This window comes from Curvibacter cyanobacteriorum (assembly GCF_028649475.1).
Taxonomy (GTDB): Bacteria; Pseudomonadota; Gammaproteobacteria; order Burkholderiales; family Burkholderiaceae_C; genus Curvibacter; species Curvibacter cyanobacteriorum.
The window spans coordinates 197,876-211,662 of record NZ_JAQSIP010000005.1 but is presented as its reverse complement, the minus strand read 5'-3'; the positions used below and the strand labels follow the sequence as shown (position 1 = coordinate 211,662).

The 13,787-nt window shown below is 68.5% G+C and carries 13 protein-coding genes and 1 riboswitch; of the genes, 1 reads left to right on the top strand and 12 read right to left on the bottom strand.

Features of this window, described 5'->3' with window-relative positions:
- Nucleotides 1-140: 140 nt before the first annotated feature.
- The 9 genes from PSQ40_RS12915 to PSQ40_RS12875 all read right to left on the bottom strand — a co-directional run bounded on the left by PSQ40_RS12915 (nt 141) and on the right by PSQ40_RS12875 (nt 9,743).
- Nucleotides 141-2,108: a methyl-accepting chemotaxis protein gene (locus tag PSQ40_RS12915; RefSeq protein WP_273951938.1), complete on the bottom strand. Its 1,968-nt coding sequence runs from the start codon at nt 2,106-2,108 to the stop codon at nt 141-143.
- A gap of 272 nt (nt 2,109-2,380) precedes the next feature.
- Entirely contained in the window at nt 2,381-3,214 is an 834-nt protein-coding gene (otnI, locus tag PSQ40_RS12910; RefSeq protein WP_273951937.1) for a 2-oxo-tetronate isomerase, read from the bottom strand.
- A 43-nt stretch (nt 3,215-3,257) separates the two neighbouring features.
- Nucleotides 3,258-3,923, bottom strand: coding sequence for a class II aldolase/adducin family protein (locus tag PSQ40_RS12905; RefSeq protein WP_273951935.1), 666 nt, complete (start codon nt 3,921-3,923; stop codon nt 3,258-3,260).
- Between the two features lie 16 nt (nt 3,924-3,939).
- Complete coding sequence (otnK, locus tag PSQ40_RS12900; RefSeq protein ID WP_273951934.1) at nt 3,940-5,235, bottom strand: 3-oxo-tetronate kinase; 1,296 nt, start codon at nt 5,233-5,235, stop codon at nt 3,940-3,942.
- The gene (ltnD, locus tag PSQ40_RS12895; protein ID WP_273951933.1) at nt 5,232-6,134 is read right to left on the bottom strand and encodes an L-threonate dehydrogenase; all 903 of its coding nucleotides are present in this window, start codon (nt 6,132-6,134) and stop codon (nt 5,232-5,234) included. Before ltnD ends, otnK begins: the two co-directional genes overlap by 4 nt.
- A 282-nt stretch (nt 6,135-6,416) precedes the next feature.
- Nucleotides 6,417-7,199, bottom strand: a complete 783-nt coding sequence (locus PSQ40_RS12890; protein ID WP_273951932.1) for a FadR/GntR family transcriptional regulator — start codon at nt 7,197-7,199, stop codon at nt 6,417-6,419.
- 98 nt (nt 7,200-7,297) lie between these two features.
- A complete protein-coding gene (gene metW, locus PSQ40_RS12885) occupies nt 7,298-7,882 on the bottom strand; it encodes a methionine biosynthesis protein MetW (protein ID WP_273951931.1) in 585 nt (194 codons plus the stop codon).
- Entirely contained in the window at nt 7,879-9,015 is a 1,137-nt protein-coding gene (gene metX, locus PSQ40_RS12880; RefSeq protein WP_273951930.1) for a homoserine O-succinyltransferase MetX, read from the bottom strand. The genes metW and metX overlap by 4 nt, the downstream gene beginning before the upstream one ends.
- A gap of 164 nt (nt 9,016-9,179) precedes the next feature.
- Complete coding sequence (locus PSQ40_RS12875) at nt 9,180-9,743, bottom strand: TMEM165/GDT1 family protein (RefSeq protein WP_273951929.1); 564 nt, start codon at nt 9,741-9,743, stop codon at nt 9,180-9,182.
- A 3-nt stretch (nt 9,744-9,746) separates the two neighbouring features.
- Nucleotides 9,747-9,941: riboswitch (yybP-ykoY riboswitch) on the bottom strand.
- A 170-nt stretch (nt 9,942-10,111) separates the two neighbouring features.
- On the opposite strand from PSQ40_RS12875, the gene PSQ40_RS12870 reads away from it, so the two are divergent.
- Nucleotides 10,112-11,314, top strand: a complete 1,203-nt coding sequence (locus PSQ40_RS12870) for an ammonium transporter (protein WP_273951928.1) — start codon at nt 10,112-10,114, stop codon at nt 11,312-11,314.
- A gap of 101 nt (nt 11,315-11,415) precedes the next feature.
- On the opposite strand, the gene PSQ40_RS12865 is transcribed toward PSQ40_RS12870, so the two are convergent.
- The 3 genes from PSQ40_RS12865 to PSQ40_RS12855 form a co-directional block, all read right to left on the bottom strand.
- Entirely contained in the window at nt 11,416-11,886 is a 471-nt protein-coding gene (locus tag PSQ40_RS12865) for a DoxX family protein (protein ID WP_273951927.1), read from the bottom strand.
- A gap of 74 nt (nt 11,887-11,960) precedes the next feature.
- Nucleotides 11,961-12,839: a DNA-binding domain-containing protein gene (locus PSQ40_RS12860; protein ID WP_273951926.1), complete on the bottom strand. Its 879-nt coding sequence runs from the start codon at nt 12,837-12,839 to the stop codon at nt 11,961-11,963.
- Nucleotides 12,836-13,765 (bottom strand): DUF692 domain-containing protein, encoded by a 930-nt coding sequence (locus PSQ40_RS12855; protein ID WP_273951924.1) that lies wholly within the window; start codon nt 13,763-13,765, stop codon nt 12,836-12,838. The genes PSQ40_RS12860 and PSQ40_RS12855 overlap by 4 nt, the downstream gene beginning before the upstream one ends.
- Nucleotides 13,766-13,787 lie beyond the last annotated feature (22 nt).

Sequence of the window (13,787 nt, the reverse complement as noted above, 5' to 3'; positions counted from 1 at the left end):
CTGGCCGCGCCACGGCCCCGCCCCCCCCGGGGTTGGGGGCACCGTGGCGTCATCGGGGCCCTGCGGTCAGCAGAGCCCGTTGAAGCGTTCAGCGGACCGGTCGGCGGGGCCTGGTGCAGGCGCGGTCGACCGGGGCCGCTTCAATCGTGTGACAGGGCGCGGGCGCGGTGGCCGGGCTCGTCGCTGAGCTTGAATTCCTGGATGGCCTCGGACAGGCGGGTGGCTTGGTCGCGCAAGCTGGTGGCCGCGGCGGCGGACTCTTCCACCAGCGCGGCGTTCTGTTGCGTCATCTGGTCGAGCTGGTTGACGGCGCCATTGACCTGGCCAATGCCGTTCGACTGTTCCACCGCTGCGGAGGAGATCTCGCCAATGATGTCACCCACGCGCTGCACCGAGTGCACGATCTCCGCCATGGTGGTGCCAGCCGAGCCGACCAGTTGGGCGCCCGCCTCGACCCGCTCGACCGAAGCGCCGATCAGCGACTTGATCTCCCGTGCCGCCTGGGCGCTGCGCCCGGCCAGCGAACGCACCTCGCCGGCCACCACGGCAAAGCCGCGGCCTTGCTCACCCGCGCGGGCGGCTTCGACGGCGGCGTTCAGCGCCAGGATGTTGGTCTGGAAGGCGATGCCGTCGATGACGCCGATGATGTCGGCGATCTTCTTCGAGCTCTGGTTGATGTCCTGCATGGTCTTGACCACCTCGCCCACCACGGCGCCCCCGCGGGCGGCCACTTCGGCGGCCGAGCTGGCCATTTGCGTGGCTTGGCGCGCCGCATCGGCCGACTGCTGCACGGTCGAGGTGATTTCTTCCATGCTTTGGGCGGTGGACTGCAGGCTGCTGGCGGTTTGTTCGGTGCGCGCGCTGAGGTCCTGGTTGCCACTGGCGATTTCCACGCTGGCGGTGGTGATGCCTTCGACCGCGGTGCGTACCTGCAGCAGCAGGCGCAGGTAGAGCTGGCGCATGCCGTCCACCTCACGCACCAGGGCGCCGAGTTCGTCGCGCCGGTCGGTGCTGAAGGCCCGGGTCAGGTCGCCCTGGGCCACCGTGGTGACGGCCGCGGTCAGCTCTTGCAAGGGGCGGCTCACGCGTTGGCGCAGCAGCCAGAACAGACCGCCACCCAGGCCCGCCACGGCCAGGGCAATGATGATCCAGACCGCCATCATCGTGGCGCGGTGCTCGCTCATGGCTTCGGTGTCGGAGACCTCGGCCACCACCCACCAGCCGTGGGCCTTGGAGCGCTCCATCACGGCCCAGGGCGAGGTCAGTTCGACGCCGCGCAGCGGCACTGCATCGCTCAGGGTGTCGCCCTTGTTGTCGGCCAGGCGCGCCAGGAAGTCGCTGGCCTGGGGGTAGGCTTCCAGCACCTTCTTGCCTGCCGCGCTGGGGTGGGCCAGAAAGCGCGCGTCCTCCAGCTTGGCCCCCGGGTTGATCACGTACAGGCCGCCGTTGTCGAAGAAGCGGGTCTCGTTGACCTGCTTGATCATCGCGTCCTCAAAGATCGAAATGTCGTTGCCCACGAACAGGATGCCGACCACCTTGCCTGCATCGTTCTTCACGGGCTCGTAGTGGGTCATGTAAGGCTTGCCGAACAGCAGGGCGCGCCCGGTGTAGGCCTGGCCGGCCACCACCAGCTTGTAGGCCGGGTGGTTGCGGTCCAGCAGGGTGCCCATGGCGCGTTCGCCCTGGGCGTTCTTGAGGGAGGTGGTGACGCGCAGGAAGTCGTCGCCTTTGCGTGCAAACACCGTGGCCACGCCCCCGGTGTCTTTGGTGAACTTGTCGACGTGGCTGAAGTCGTTGTTGACCGCGATGCCGTAGCTCTGCAGTTCGCCGCTGGCCTCGTCCAGCGTCATCGTGGGTTGGAACGCCAGCTTGAAGCTGCGGAAGGACCGGCGCACCAGTTCACGCATGGTGCTGTCCTGCGAGTCCAGCACGGCCACCACGTTGTCGGCCTTGTCCTTGGTCAGGGCCTGAACCTGGCTGCGGGCGCTCTTGGCGGTGATGTGGTTGATGCCGAGCGAGGCCATCACCAGCACCCCGGTGAGCATGACAATCGCCAGGAGGGTGACCTGACGGGCCACGGATTGGTTGCGACCGGTGGGGCTGGACATGCGGTTCCCTGTGAAAGTGAACTCCGTGGGGAGCTGTATTTTTGGCAATTTAGAGGGATTGCCGGCTGGTGACCATCGGTTAATCCCTGCTACTAAAGGTAAGTTGCCACTGAATTTATCACTTTAAGAGGGGTGAATCAATAAATTGATCACTTGAATAGGGTCTCTGAATCAATTTATTGTTTTGAGATCTGAAGCGTCAGCCGCCCGCCGCACCGTTGGCCGCCCTGGCCACACGGTGGGGTTCACCGGCCTGGCCGGCCCACCCGGGCTCAGGCGCCCGTGGCCTGCTTGAGCCAACCCAGGCCGTCCGAGGTGCCGTTGGCCACCGGGCCGCGGGCGGGGCGGTATTCGCAGCCGATCCAGCCGTCAAAGCCCAGTTCGTCGATGACACTGAACAGGTAGGGGGGGTTCAGTTCGCCCAGGTCGGGTTCGTGGCGTTGCGGCACGCCGGCGATCTGCAGGTGGCCAACGCGGCCCGTGGGCAGGTATTGGCGCAGCTTCATGGCCACGTCGCCTTCCACGATCTGCAGGTGGTACAGGTCCATCTGCACCTTGAGGTTGGCCGCGCCCACCTCGGCGATCACGGCATGGGCCTCGTCCTGGCGGTTCAGGAAGAAGCCCGGGATGTCGCGTGTGTTGATGGGCTCGATCAGCACATCGCGGCCCGCGGCAGCGGCCTGGGCGGCGGCCCAGCGCAGGTTGCTCACATAGACCTCGCGGTGCATGGCGCGGTCGGCACCGGCGGGCAGCAAGCCGGCCATCAGGTGGATGCGCGGGCAGTCCAGCATCGCTGCGTACTGCAGGGCCAGCTCGACGCCGGCGCGGAACTCGGCTTCGCGCCCTGGCAGCGAGGCGGTACCACGCATGCCGGCCACGTCCCAGGCGTGGGCGATCGAGGTCGCATCGGTGCCGCCCGGCGGGGCATTGAACAGCACTTGCTGCAGGTCGTTGGCTTGCAGTTGGTCGCGCACCTGTTCGGCCGGGAAGGCGTAGGGGAACAGGTACTCCACCGCCTTGAAGCCGTCACGCGCGGCGGCGGCAAAGCGGTCAAGAAAGGGCAGCTCGGGGTAGAGCATGGACAGGTTGGCGGCAAAACGGGGCATGGGGGTCTCCGGTCGGTTCAGGTCGGGGCGCGCGCAGTGGGGGTCACCAGCGGGCGCCGAAAGTGGTGCGCAGTTCGTCGATCTGCGCCTCGCCCAGCGGCGTCGGGCGTGACTGGGACAGCAGCCACAGGCGCGCGGTTTCTTCGAGCTCTTCGAGCGTCGCCATGGCGGCGCCCGGGCTGTCGTGCCACACATTGGGGCCCAGGCGCTGCAGCATCACGGCGCGGATGGGCTGGCCTTGCGCGCCGTAGTGGGCAATGGTCTGGGCCACGGCTTCGGCGGCGGCAGGCGCGCCGGGGCGGTGGTAGGGAATCACCGGCACGCGGCCCACCTTCATGACAAAGTAGGGCGTGATCGGCGGCAGCAGTTCGGGCCCACTGCCGTCTTGCAGCGACAGCGCCACGCAGTGCGTGCTGTGGGTGTGGATCACGCAGCGCGTGGCGTGGTCAAAGGGCACCGCGGCTTCGTAGATGCGGCGGTGCAGCTGGATGGTCTTGCTGGCGCGGTCGCCCGACAGCTGGTTCAGGCCCGCGTCCAGGCGCGCCAGGCGCGCCGGGTCCAGGAAGCCCAGGCAGGCGTCGGTCGGCGTGATCAGGAAGCCGTCGTCCAGCCGCACGCTGATGTTGCCCGCAGTGGCATGCACATAGCCGCGCTCAAACAGGCTGCGGCCCACTTGGCAGATGGCCTCGCGGGCCTGGTTCTCGGTCATGGGCGGGGTCTCCGGTTCAGGCGGGGCTGAGTTGCCCAAAGGCCTTGCTGAAAAAGTCGACACTGCCGAAGTTGCCTGACTTCAGCGTCAGGTGCAAGCCGGCCTCGGGGGCCACGGGCGAGGCCGCATGGCACCAAGGCACGCCCGGGTCGATTTGCGGGCCGATCTGCATCTGGCTGATCTCCAGCGCCTGCACGCAGGCACCAGAGGTCTCGCCGCCAGCCACCACCAACTGGCGCACGCCCAAGGCCACCAGGCCGCGCGCGATGGCGGCCACCGTGTGCTCCACCAGGGCGCCGGCCTCGGCCACGCCGAGCTGGTCCTGGATGGCTTTCACGGCCGCGGGTTCGGCGGTCGAGTAGACCAATACCGGGCCGCTGGCCAGCAGCGGCTGGGCCCAGGCCAGGGCGTCGGCCACCACGCGGGCGCTGGCCTCGGGGCCGCCGGCCAGCTGCAGCGGGTCGATGGCGCGGGCGGGGCAGCCGCTGGCGATGAAATGCGCGACCTGTTGGTTGGTGGCAACCGAGCAGCTGCCCGACACCACCGCCTGCAGGCCTTGGGCGCCCGGCAGGGCGGCGGCCTGCGGCGACGGCGCCAGGCCAAAGTTGGCAGGCAGCGCAATCGCCACCCCCGAGCCCGCGGTCAGCAGGGGCAGGTCGGCCAGCGCCGGGCCCATGCGCAGCAGGTCGGCATTGGAGATGGCGTCCACCACCGCCAGGCCCACGCCCTCGGCGCGCAGCGCGGCGATGCGCGCGCGCACCGCGTCGGCGCCCTGGGCCACCACGTTGTAGTCGATCAGACCGACGCGGCGCTTCGTCTGGGCTTGCAGCACGCGCACCAGGTTCGGGTCGGTCATGGGGGTCAGCGGGTGGTTCTGCATGCCGCTCTCGTTGAGCAGGCCGTCACCGGCAAACAGGTAGCCCTTGAACACCGTGCGCTTGTTGTCCGGGAAGGCCGGCGTGGCGATGGTGAAGTCGGTGCCCAGCGCGTCCATCAGGGCCTCGGCCACGGGGCCGATGTTGCCTTCGGCGGTGCTGTCAAAGGTCGAGCAGTACTTGAAGTAGAACTGCCGCACGCCCTGCGCCTGCAGCCAGGCCAGCGCCGCCAGCGACTGGGCGATGGCGTCGGCCGGGGCGATGGTGCGCGACTTGAGCGCCACCACCACCGCGTCCACGTCGGCGGCCAGGGGCTCGCCGGGCACGCCAATGGTTTGCACCACGCGCATGCCGGCGCGCACCAGGTTGTTGGCCAGGTCGGTGGCACCGGTGAAGTCGTCGGCGATGCAGCCGAGCTTGAGCGGGGCGCGGCTCACGATTGCGACTCCGGCTTGGTGGGCAGCTGGATGCCCGGGAAGATCTTGATCACGGCGCTGTCGTCCTCGCGGCCATAGCCGGCGGTCGAGGCCTGCATGAACATCTGGTGCGCGGTGCTCGACAGCGGCAGCGGGAATTTGCTGGCGCGGGCGGTGTCCAGCACCAGGCCCAGGTCCTTGACGAAGATGTCCACGGCCGACAGCGGCGTGTAGTCGGCGGCCAGCACATGGGCCATGCGGTTTTCAAACATCCAGCTGTTGCCGGCGCTGTTGGTGATGACCTCGTACAGCGCCTCGGCCTTGACACCCTCACGCAGGCCCAGGGCCATGGCCTCGGCGGCTGCGGCGATGTGCACGCCAGCCAGCAGCTGGTTGATGATCTTCACCTTGCTGCCGGCGCCGGCCTGGTCGCCCAGGCGGTAGACCTTGGCGGCCATGGCGTCGAGCAGGTCGCCGCAGCGCTCGTACACCGAGGGCTGGCCCGAGGTCATCATCGTCATCTGGCCGCTGGCGGCCTTGGCGGCGCCGCCCGAGATCGGTGCGTCGAGGTAGCCCAGGCCCAGGGCCTGCAGGCGCTGCTCCAGTGCGGCGGACCAGTTGGGGTCGACGGTCGAGCACATCACGAACACCGCACCCGGCGACATGGCGGCGGCGCAGCCCCCATCACCAAACAGCACCGCTTCGGTCTGGGCGGCGTTGACCACCACCGAGATCACCACATCGGCGCCGCGCGCGGCGTCGGCCGGCGACGCGCAGGCCACACCGCCCTGGGCGGCAAAGGCGTCAGCGGCTTCGCGCCGCACGTCAAACACTTGCAGTTGGTGGCCGGCGCGGCGCAGCGAGCCGGCCATGCCGGCGCCCATGGCGCCCAAACCGATGAAGCCGATGGTCTTGGTCATGGCGGAGGTCCTTGTCTTAGGTGAGGTGGGTCAAAAAAGCGCGGCTCTGCGCCGTGGTCAATCGTTCAACATCCGATCGACCCGCAGCGCGCCCAGGCCTGGTGGGCCCCCAATCAGTGGGGTGCATTGGCTTTGGCTTCAGCCACTGACCGGCGCGCACGGGGTCGGCCGGGGCGCGCCGACCGGGCAGCGTGGCGGGCGGCCCAAAGGCTTAATTCATATGGTTATCATACAAATTCGGTGGATCGGACGACCAGCGGGAAAACCCCAAGCCCCACAGGCTCAGCGGCTGGGGTCGGCGCTCAAGGCCGTGGTCAGTGGTCGGGCCAAGGCTTCCCCTTGCTGTTGCCAGAACGCCGGGTCGGCCAGCTCGATGCGGCGGATGGCGTTGTCCATGTGGCCCGCGGCGGCGGCGCGGGCGGCCACCGGGTCTCCGGCCGCGATGGCCTGGTAGATGCGCTCGTGTTCCTCGGCCACCTGGCGCGCAAAGTCGGCGCGGCGGGCCTCGTTGGCGCGCGTCACCTGGGTGGCGCCGCGCAGGAACTGGCTCAGGTACTCGAGGGTGCTGATCAGGAACGGGTTGCAGGCCGCGTCCGCGATGGCGCGGTGGAACAGCACGTCCTCGTTGACCCCGTCGCCGCCCTGGCGCACGGCTTCATTGAGGGCTTCGATGGCCTGGCGCACGCGTTGCACGTCGTCGGCGCTGCGGCGCTCGGCGGCCAGGCCGGCGACCTCGGCCTCCAGGCCGCGGCGCACTTCGACCATCTGCACCACCGCGCTTTTGGACACCGCATAGCGCGCGTCAAAGTTCAGCGGTGCAAAGCCCTGCGGCCGCACATACACCCCGCTGCCCTGGCGCGAATCGACCAGCCCCAGCGACTTGAGGCGCGACACGGCTTCGCGCACCACGGTGCGGCTGACCGCGAACTGCGCCACCAGCACCGCTTCGGTGGGGAGCTTGGCGCCGACCGCCAGCCGCCCCGCCTTGATTTCAGCGGCCAGCGCATCAGCGACCTGATCAGACAGGCGAGCGCCAGGGGTGACGGATTGGAACCGGGAGGGCATGAACAGGCAGACAGGGTGAAAATTGGTCGTACAACTTTACCCCAGGGGCTGCCGAATGCGGGCTGCGGTTTACCCCAGCCCGGGGCCCGCCGGGGGCTTCAGCGCTGCACGAACTTGAACACCGCGGTGCCGGCGCGCGCATTGGGCAGCCAGCGCACCTCGCGGCCCTGCTCGAGGCCGAACGAGTCGACGATGCGCAGCGCGTTCTTGTGAGCCAGGTCGATGAAGTCGGCGTAGGTGCCGACGCGGATGTTGGGCGTGTCGTACCACTGGTAGGGCAGGCGCTTGGTCACTGGCATGCGGCCGCGCAGGATGCTCAGGCGGTTGGGCCAGTGGCCAAAGTTTGGAAAGGCCACGATGCCAGTCTTGCCCACGCGGGCGGTCTCGCGCAGCATCACTTCGGCGTTGCGCAGGTGCTGCAGCGTGTCGATCTGCAGCACCACATCGAAGGACGCGTCGTCGAACATCGACAGGCCCTCGTCGAGGTTGAGCTGGATCACGTTGACTCCGCGCTTCACGCAGGCCAGCACGTTGGTGTCGTCGATCTCGATGCCATAGCCGGTGCAGCCGCGTTCGCGTTGCAGCAGGTCCAGCAGGGCGCCGTCGCCGCAGCCAAGGTCGAGCACGCGGGCGCCTTCGGGCACCAGGGCGGCCAGGCTGCGCAGGTTCTGGGCGTCGCTCATGCGGCCACCTCGCGTTCAAAGTAGGTGCGCACTACATTCAGGTAGCGCGGGTCGTCGAGCAGGAAGGCGTCGTGGCCGTGCGGGGCATCGATCTCGGCGTAGCTGACGTCGCGGCGGTTGTCCAGCAGGCCCTTGACGATCTCGCGGCTGCGCTGGGGCGAGAAGCGCCAGTCGGTGCTGAAGCTGACCAGCAGGAAGCGGCAGCGCGCCTGGGCCAGCGCCGCGCTGAGCTGGCCCCCAAAGGCGCGCGCCGGGTCGAAGTAGTCGAGGGCGCGCGTGATCAGCAGGTAGGTGTTGGCGTCGAAGTACTCGCTGAATTTGTCGCCCTGGTAGCGCAGGTAGCTCTCGATCTGGAACTCCACATCCTGCGTCGAATAGCGGTAGCCCGTGGCGCTGTCGACCACCGCCTCGCGCAGTTCACGGCCGAACTTTTCGTTCATCACGTCGTCGCTGAGGTAGGTGATGTGACCGATCATGCGCGCGATGCGCAGGCCGCGTTTGGGCACCACGTTGTGCTCGTAGAAGTGGCCACCGTGGAAGTCGGGGTCGGTCACGATGGCGCGCCGCGCCACCTCGTTGAAGGCAATGTTCTCGGCGTTCAGGTTGGGCGCGCTGGCCACCACCACCGCGTGGCGCATGCGCTCGGGGTACTGCAGCGTCCAGCTCAGCGCCTGCATGCCTCCCAGGCTGCCGCCCATCACGGCCGCCAGTTGCTGGATGCCCAGGGCGTCCAGCAGCCGGGCCTGGGCGTTGACCCAGTCTTCGACCGTCATGACCGGAAAGTCGGCGCCATACACGCGCCCGGTGTCCGGGTGCGTGTGCATGGGCCCGGTGCTGCCAAAGCAAGAGCCCAGGTTGTTGATACCGATGACAAAGAAGCGGTTGGTGTCCACCGACTTGCCCGGGCCGATCATGTTGTCCCACCAGCCCTCGGACTTGGGCTGCCCCTCGTAAACGCCGGCCACGTGGTGCGAGGCGTTGAGGGCGTGGCAGATCAGCACCGCGTTGCTGCGGTCGGCGTTCAGCGTGCCGTAGGTTTCGTAGGCAAGCGTGTAGTCGCGGATCGAGGCGCCACTTTGCAAGGCCAGCGGCTCATCGAAAGTCAGGAACTGAGGTGTGGCTAAAAAACTCATGGCAACAAAAAACCCGGTTCGCCAAAAACGAAACCGGGTTGATGTCGTCTTTAGCTGAATTTCGGAACTCTGAGGTTCCGGCGCCCGCAAGCAGAAATCAAATCGGCGCCCTGTGACCAGGTGCGCCGAGTATAGCAAGCCGCCGCCGGGTTGGTTGCGGGGCGTCAGGCCGGTGCGAACAGGGCGATCAGGCCCAGCACCGCAAAGATAGCCGCTGACACCAGGTGCACGAGGCGGATCGGTACCCGACGGGTCAGCCGGTCTCCGAGCCAGACCACCGGGGCGTTGGCCAGCATCATGCCCAGCGTGGTGCCGGCCACCACCGCGAACCAGGCCTGGTACTGGGCCGCCAGCATGACGGTGGCGATCTGCGTCTTGTCGCCCATTTCGGCCAGGAAGAAGGCCACCACGGTGGTGCCGAAGATGCCAAAGCGGGGGGCCGAGGGGGTCTCGTCGTCGTCGAGTTTGTCGGGGATCAGCATCCAGACCGCCATGGCCAGGAAGGAGCCCCCCAGGATCCAGCGCAGCCACTGCGGGCCCAAGAACGTGGTGACCCAGGCGCCCACGGCACCAGCCAGGCCGTGGTTGACCAGTGTGGCGACCAGGATGCCCAGCACGATGGGCCAGGGTTTGCGAAAACGGGCCGCGAGCACGAGGGACAGCAGCTGCGTCTTGTCGCCCATTTCGGCGAGCGCGACGATGCCTGTGGAGATGAGAAAAGCTTCCAAGAAAAGATACTCCGGCCGGATTCAACCCATGACTGCACAGCACCCTCCGGCCAAAAACGGAGGCTGCGCAGTCAAAGGTCTCGCCAGATCCGGACAACCGTTTGCGCCATGCCCGGGCACAGTTGCAGTGCGCGCGCAAGTCTGTTGACGCAAACCCCTCTCAGAAATGAAGGGAGGCTACTCCCCCTTGAACAGAGCGCCATTTTAGCCCATGGCCGCCGCACTGGGGGGTGCACCACATTGGCGCCGTGGCACCAGATCAAGGCGGCATTCACTGTTATGGCGCAGTTTTTGCTTGCTTCTGGTGCCAAACAGGTTGCTGCGAAATTGCTGCACCAGATTGGTTCATTTCTTGCCACGAGGACGGTATGGAAGCACTAAAACAGGGCGCGGATGCGCTGTTCATTTTGCTGGGCGCAGTCATGGTTTTGGCCATGCACGCCGGCTTTGCGTTTCTGGAGCTGGGCACGGTCCGGCACAAAAACCAGGTCAATGCCCTGGTCAAGATCCTGGTCGACTTCTCCGTCTCGACGGTGATGTACTTCCTGGTCGGCTACGGCGTGGCCTACGGCACGCACTTCTTTGTCGGTGCCGAAACCCTGGCCGCGCGCAATGGCTATGACCTGGTGAAGTTTTTCTTCCTGCTGACCTTCGCGGCGGCCATTCCCGCCATCATCTCGGGCGGCATTGCCGAGCGGGCCCGCTTCTGGCCCCAGTTGATGGCCACCGCGGTCATCGTGGGCTTTGTTTATCCCTTCTTCGAGGGCATTGCCTGGAACCAGCACTTTGGTGTGCAGGCCTGGATCAAGAGCGTGACCGGCGAGGAGTTCCATGACTTCGCCGGCTCGGTGGTGGTGCACGCCGTGGGCGGCTGGATCGCCCTGCCCGCGGTGTTGCTGCTGGGCTCGCGTGCCAACCGTTACCGCAAGGACGGCGCCATCTCGGCCCACCCGCCGTCGAACATCCCCTTCCTGGCCCTGGGGGCCTGGATCCTGGTGGTGGGCTGGTTCGGCTTCAACGTCATGAGCGCCCAGACCCTGGACAAGATCTCGGGCCTGGTGGCGGTCAACTCGCTGATGGCCATGGTCGGTGGCACCCTGGCCGCCCTGGTGCTGGGCAAGAACGACCCGGGCTTCGTGCACAACGGCCCCTTGGCCGGCCTGGTCGCCGTGTGCGCGGGCTCCGACCTGATGCACCCGCTGGGTGCCCTGGTGGTGGGCGCGGTGGCGGGCGCCATCTTTGTGGTGATGTTCACGCTGACGCAGAACAAGTGGAAGATCGACGACGTGCTGGGCGTTTGGCCCCTGCACGGCCTGTGCGGCACCTGGGGCGGTCTGGCCGCCGGTTTGTTTGGCAGCCAGGCCCTGGGCGGGCTGGGCGGCGTGGCGTTCAGCGCGCAGTTGATCGGCACGGCCCTCGGCGTGTGCTGGGCCTTGTTGGGGGGCTTTGTGGTGTACGGCCTGCTGAAGGTCACGGTGGGCCTGCGCCTGTCGCAGGAGGAAGAGTTCGAGGGCGCAGACCTCAGCATCCACAAGATCCGCTCCACCCCGGACCGCGAGGTCAGCTGGTAAGCCAGCCCAGGGGGCCACAGGCGCCTCGAGGTGCCGGCCCCGGGGCCGTGGCGGCGGCGGCCGACCCGGCCCATCACCCTGCCCGCGGGGGGCCCGCGGTCTCAGCGAGCGCGCGCAAAGTAGGCCTGACAACGCGGCGCCAGCCAGGCGTCGGCGCTCCAGCGTCCACTGCCCCACAGGGCCAGGCCGGCCAGCAGGCTGCCCCAGAACAGGTGCTGTTGCCAGGCCGCGGGGGGGATGTCGCTCAGCGACAGCACGGCCACGGCGTTGACCACGCTCAAGCCCAAGGCGGGCACCCGCCCGGCCAGGCCCAGCACCAGCAGCACAGGCAGCAACAGTTCGCCCCCCGTGCCCATGACCGCGGCCCAGGCCGGGGGCAGCAGGGGCACGTGGTACTCCTCTGTGAACAGCGACAGGGTGATGTCCCAGTCCCGCAGTTTGGTCAGGCCGGACAGCCAGAACACCTGCGCCACATGCAGGCGCGCGGCCAAGGCCGCCAGCGGCTGCAAGGTCTCCAGGCCACGGGCCAGTTTCGCGTGGGTGTCAAAAAGGGTTTTCCAGAGGCAGGGCATGGGGGCTCCTTGGGCGGGTGTTGCACCGCGTGAGGTGGGGGCGGAGGGTGGTGGGGCGGGGTCGGTCGCCCCGGTCAGTTGGACGGGCCGCTGGGCCCCGGGGCGTCGACCACGGCGAGCAGCCATTGCTGCTGCAGGGCCTCGGTCAGCCAGGCGCTCAGGTCCAGCGTCAGGCCGGTCTGACCGAAGGCATCGAGCGCTGCGCCCAGGTTCGGCTGGCTCAGCAGCGCCTCGAACCAGGCGGCTTCGGCAGGGTTCAGCGACTGCACCCGCGGGCGCCAACCGGCGCGCCAAAACAGGGCCGTTTCTGATTCACCCGCCCGCAGCTTGGCCCCCACCCCTTGCAGGGCCTGTGGGTCAGGTGCTTCGGGCGGCTGGAGCGGGCCGGCCTCGGTGCCCGCCCCGTGGGCCCACAGCAGGCTGGCGATGGGCACGGGACTGTGGCAGACCTCGGTGCCCGGGGCCAGTCGCAGCGCCAGGGTTTCGGGCGCTTCGTGCACCAGGCGGCTCAGGCTGGCGGGGTCGGCAGGGCTGTCGGGCAGCGCCGCCAGTCGGTGCAGACGCCACTCCGCGCGCGCCAGTTCGGGCAGCCAGGGGGGCAGTGCATGGCGGGGATCTGCCAGCAGTTCGGTCAGGCCGTCGGCCAGGGTGTCGCCCCAGTGGGCCAGGTCGCCCCGGCGTGGTGGCTGGGCCTGACCCTGGTGGCGCGCCAGGGCGGCCCAGTCGGTCTCGCCCAGGCACTGGCGCAGTACCGGGTAGGCGGCGCTGAACACGCGTTCGGCCAAAGCCTGCGCGTTGCCGCGGTAGGCCTGCAGGCCGGCGTCGGGCCAGGCGGGGCCTTCTGCCAAGCCGCTGGGCTGTTCGGCGCTCGCGGCGGCGCCCATGGCAGGCCGCCAGATGGCCGTCAGCAGGCGGTTCTGTTGCGCCGCGAGCGCCCTGCGTTCGGGCGTCATGGGGTCACGGCCACCGGGACGGCAAGGTTCACCAGGTGCTGGCGCGCCAGGTCGGCCTCGGCCAGCAAGGTGGGCAGCGTGGGCAGGTCGTGGTCCCATTCAATCAGGGTGGGACGCGGGCCCCAGTGCTGCAGGGCCTCGCGGTACAGGGTCCAGACTGGGGGCGCGACGGCCCGGCTGTGGTCGTCGATCACCAGCGCGCCGTCGTCGCTGTGGCCCGCGAGGTGGATCTCGGCCACGCAATCGGCGGGCACGGCGCGCAGCCAGTCCCGCGAGGGGGCCAACAAGGCCTCGAGCGGGGCCGGGGTCCCGGCGCCTTGGCGGCAGCGCCAGTCGTTTTGGGCGTTCACATGCAGGTTGTTCAGGTCCACCAGCAGCTGGCAACCGGTGCGGCGACACAGGCGGACCAGGAAGTCGGCCTCGTCCATGTCGCGCTCGGGCCAGTTCAGGTAGGCGCTGAGGTTCTCGATGGCCAGCGGGCGGCGCAGGCGCTCTTGCACCTGCTCGACCTGTTCGGCCATGACGTCGAGGGCGGCCTCGGTCCAGGGCACGGGCAGCAGGTCGGCCCCGTGGTGGGGCGCGCTTTGGCCGGGCAGCGTGGCGCGGGCAAAGCTCGCGTGGTCGCTGACCCGCACGGGGTCGATGCGCTCGACCAGCTGGGCGAGCTGGTCCAGGTGCCAGGGGTCCAGACCACAGGCCGAGCCCAGCGACAGCCCCACGCCGTGCAGGCTGATGGGGTAGTGGTCGCGGCCCTGCATCAGCACCCCCAGCGCCGCCCCGCCGCCGCCGAAAAAGTTCTCCGAGTGCACCTCGAGAAAACCCAGTGCGGGTGGCTGCTCCAGCAGCGGGCGGTAGTGGGGCTGGCGCCAGCCGATGCCGACGAACTCGGTCATGGCGGGGGCACTGTGCGGGGCGTGGTAGCGCATGGTCAGGGCGGCTGCGGCGGGG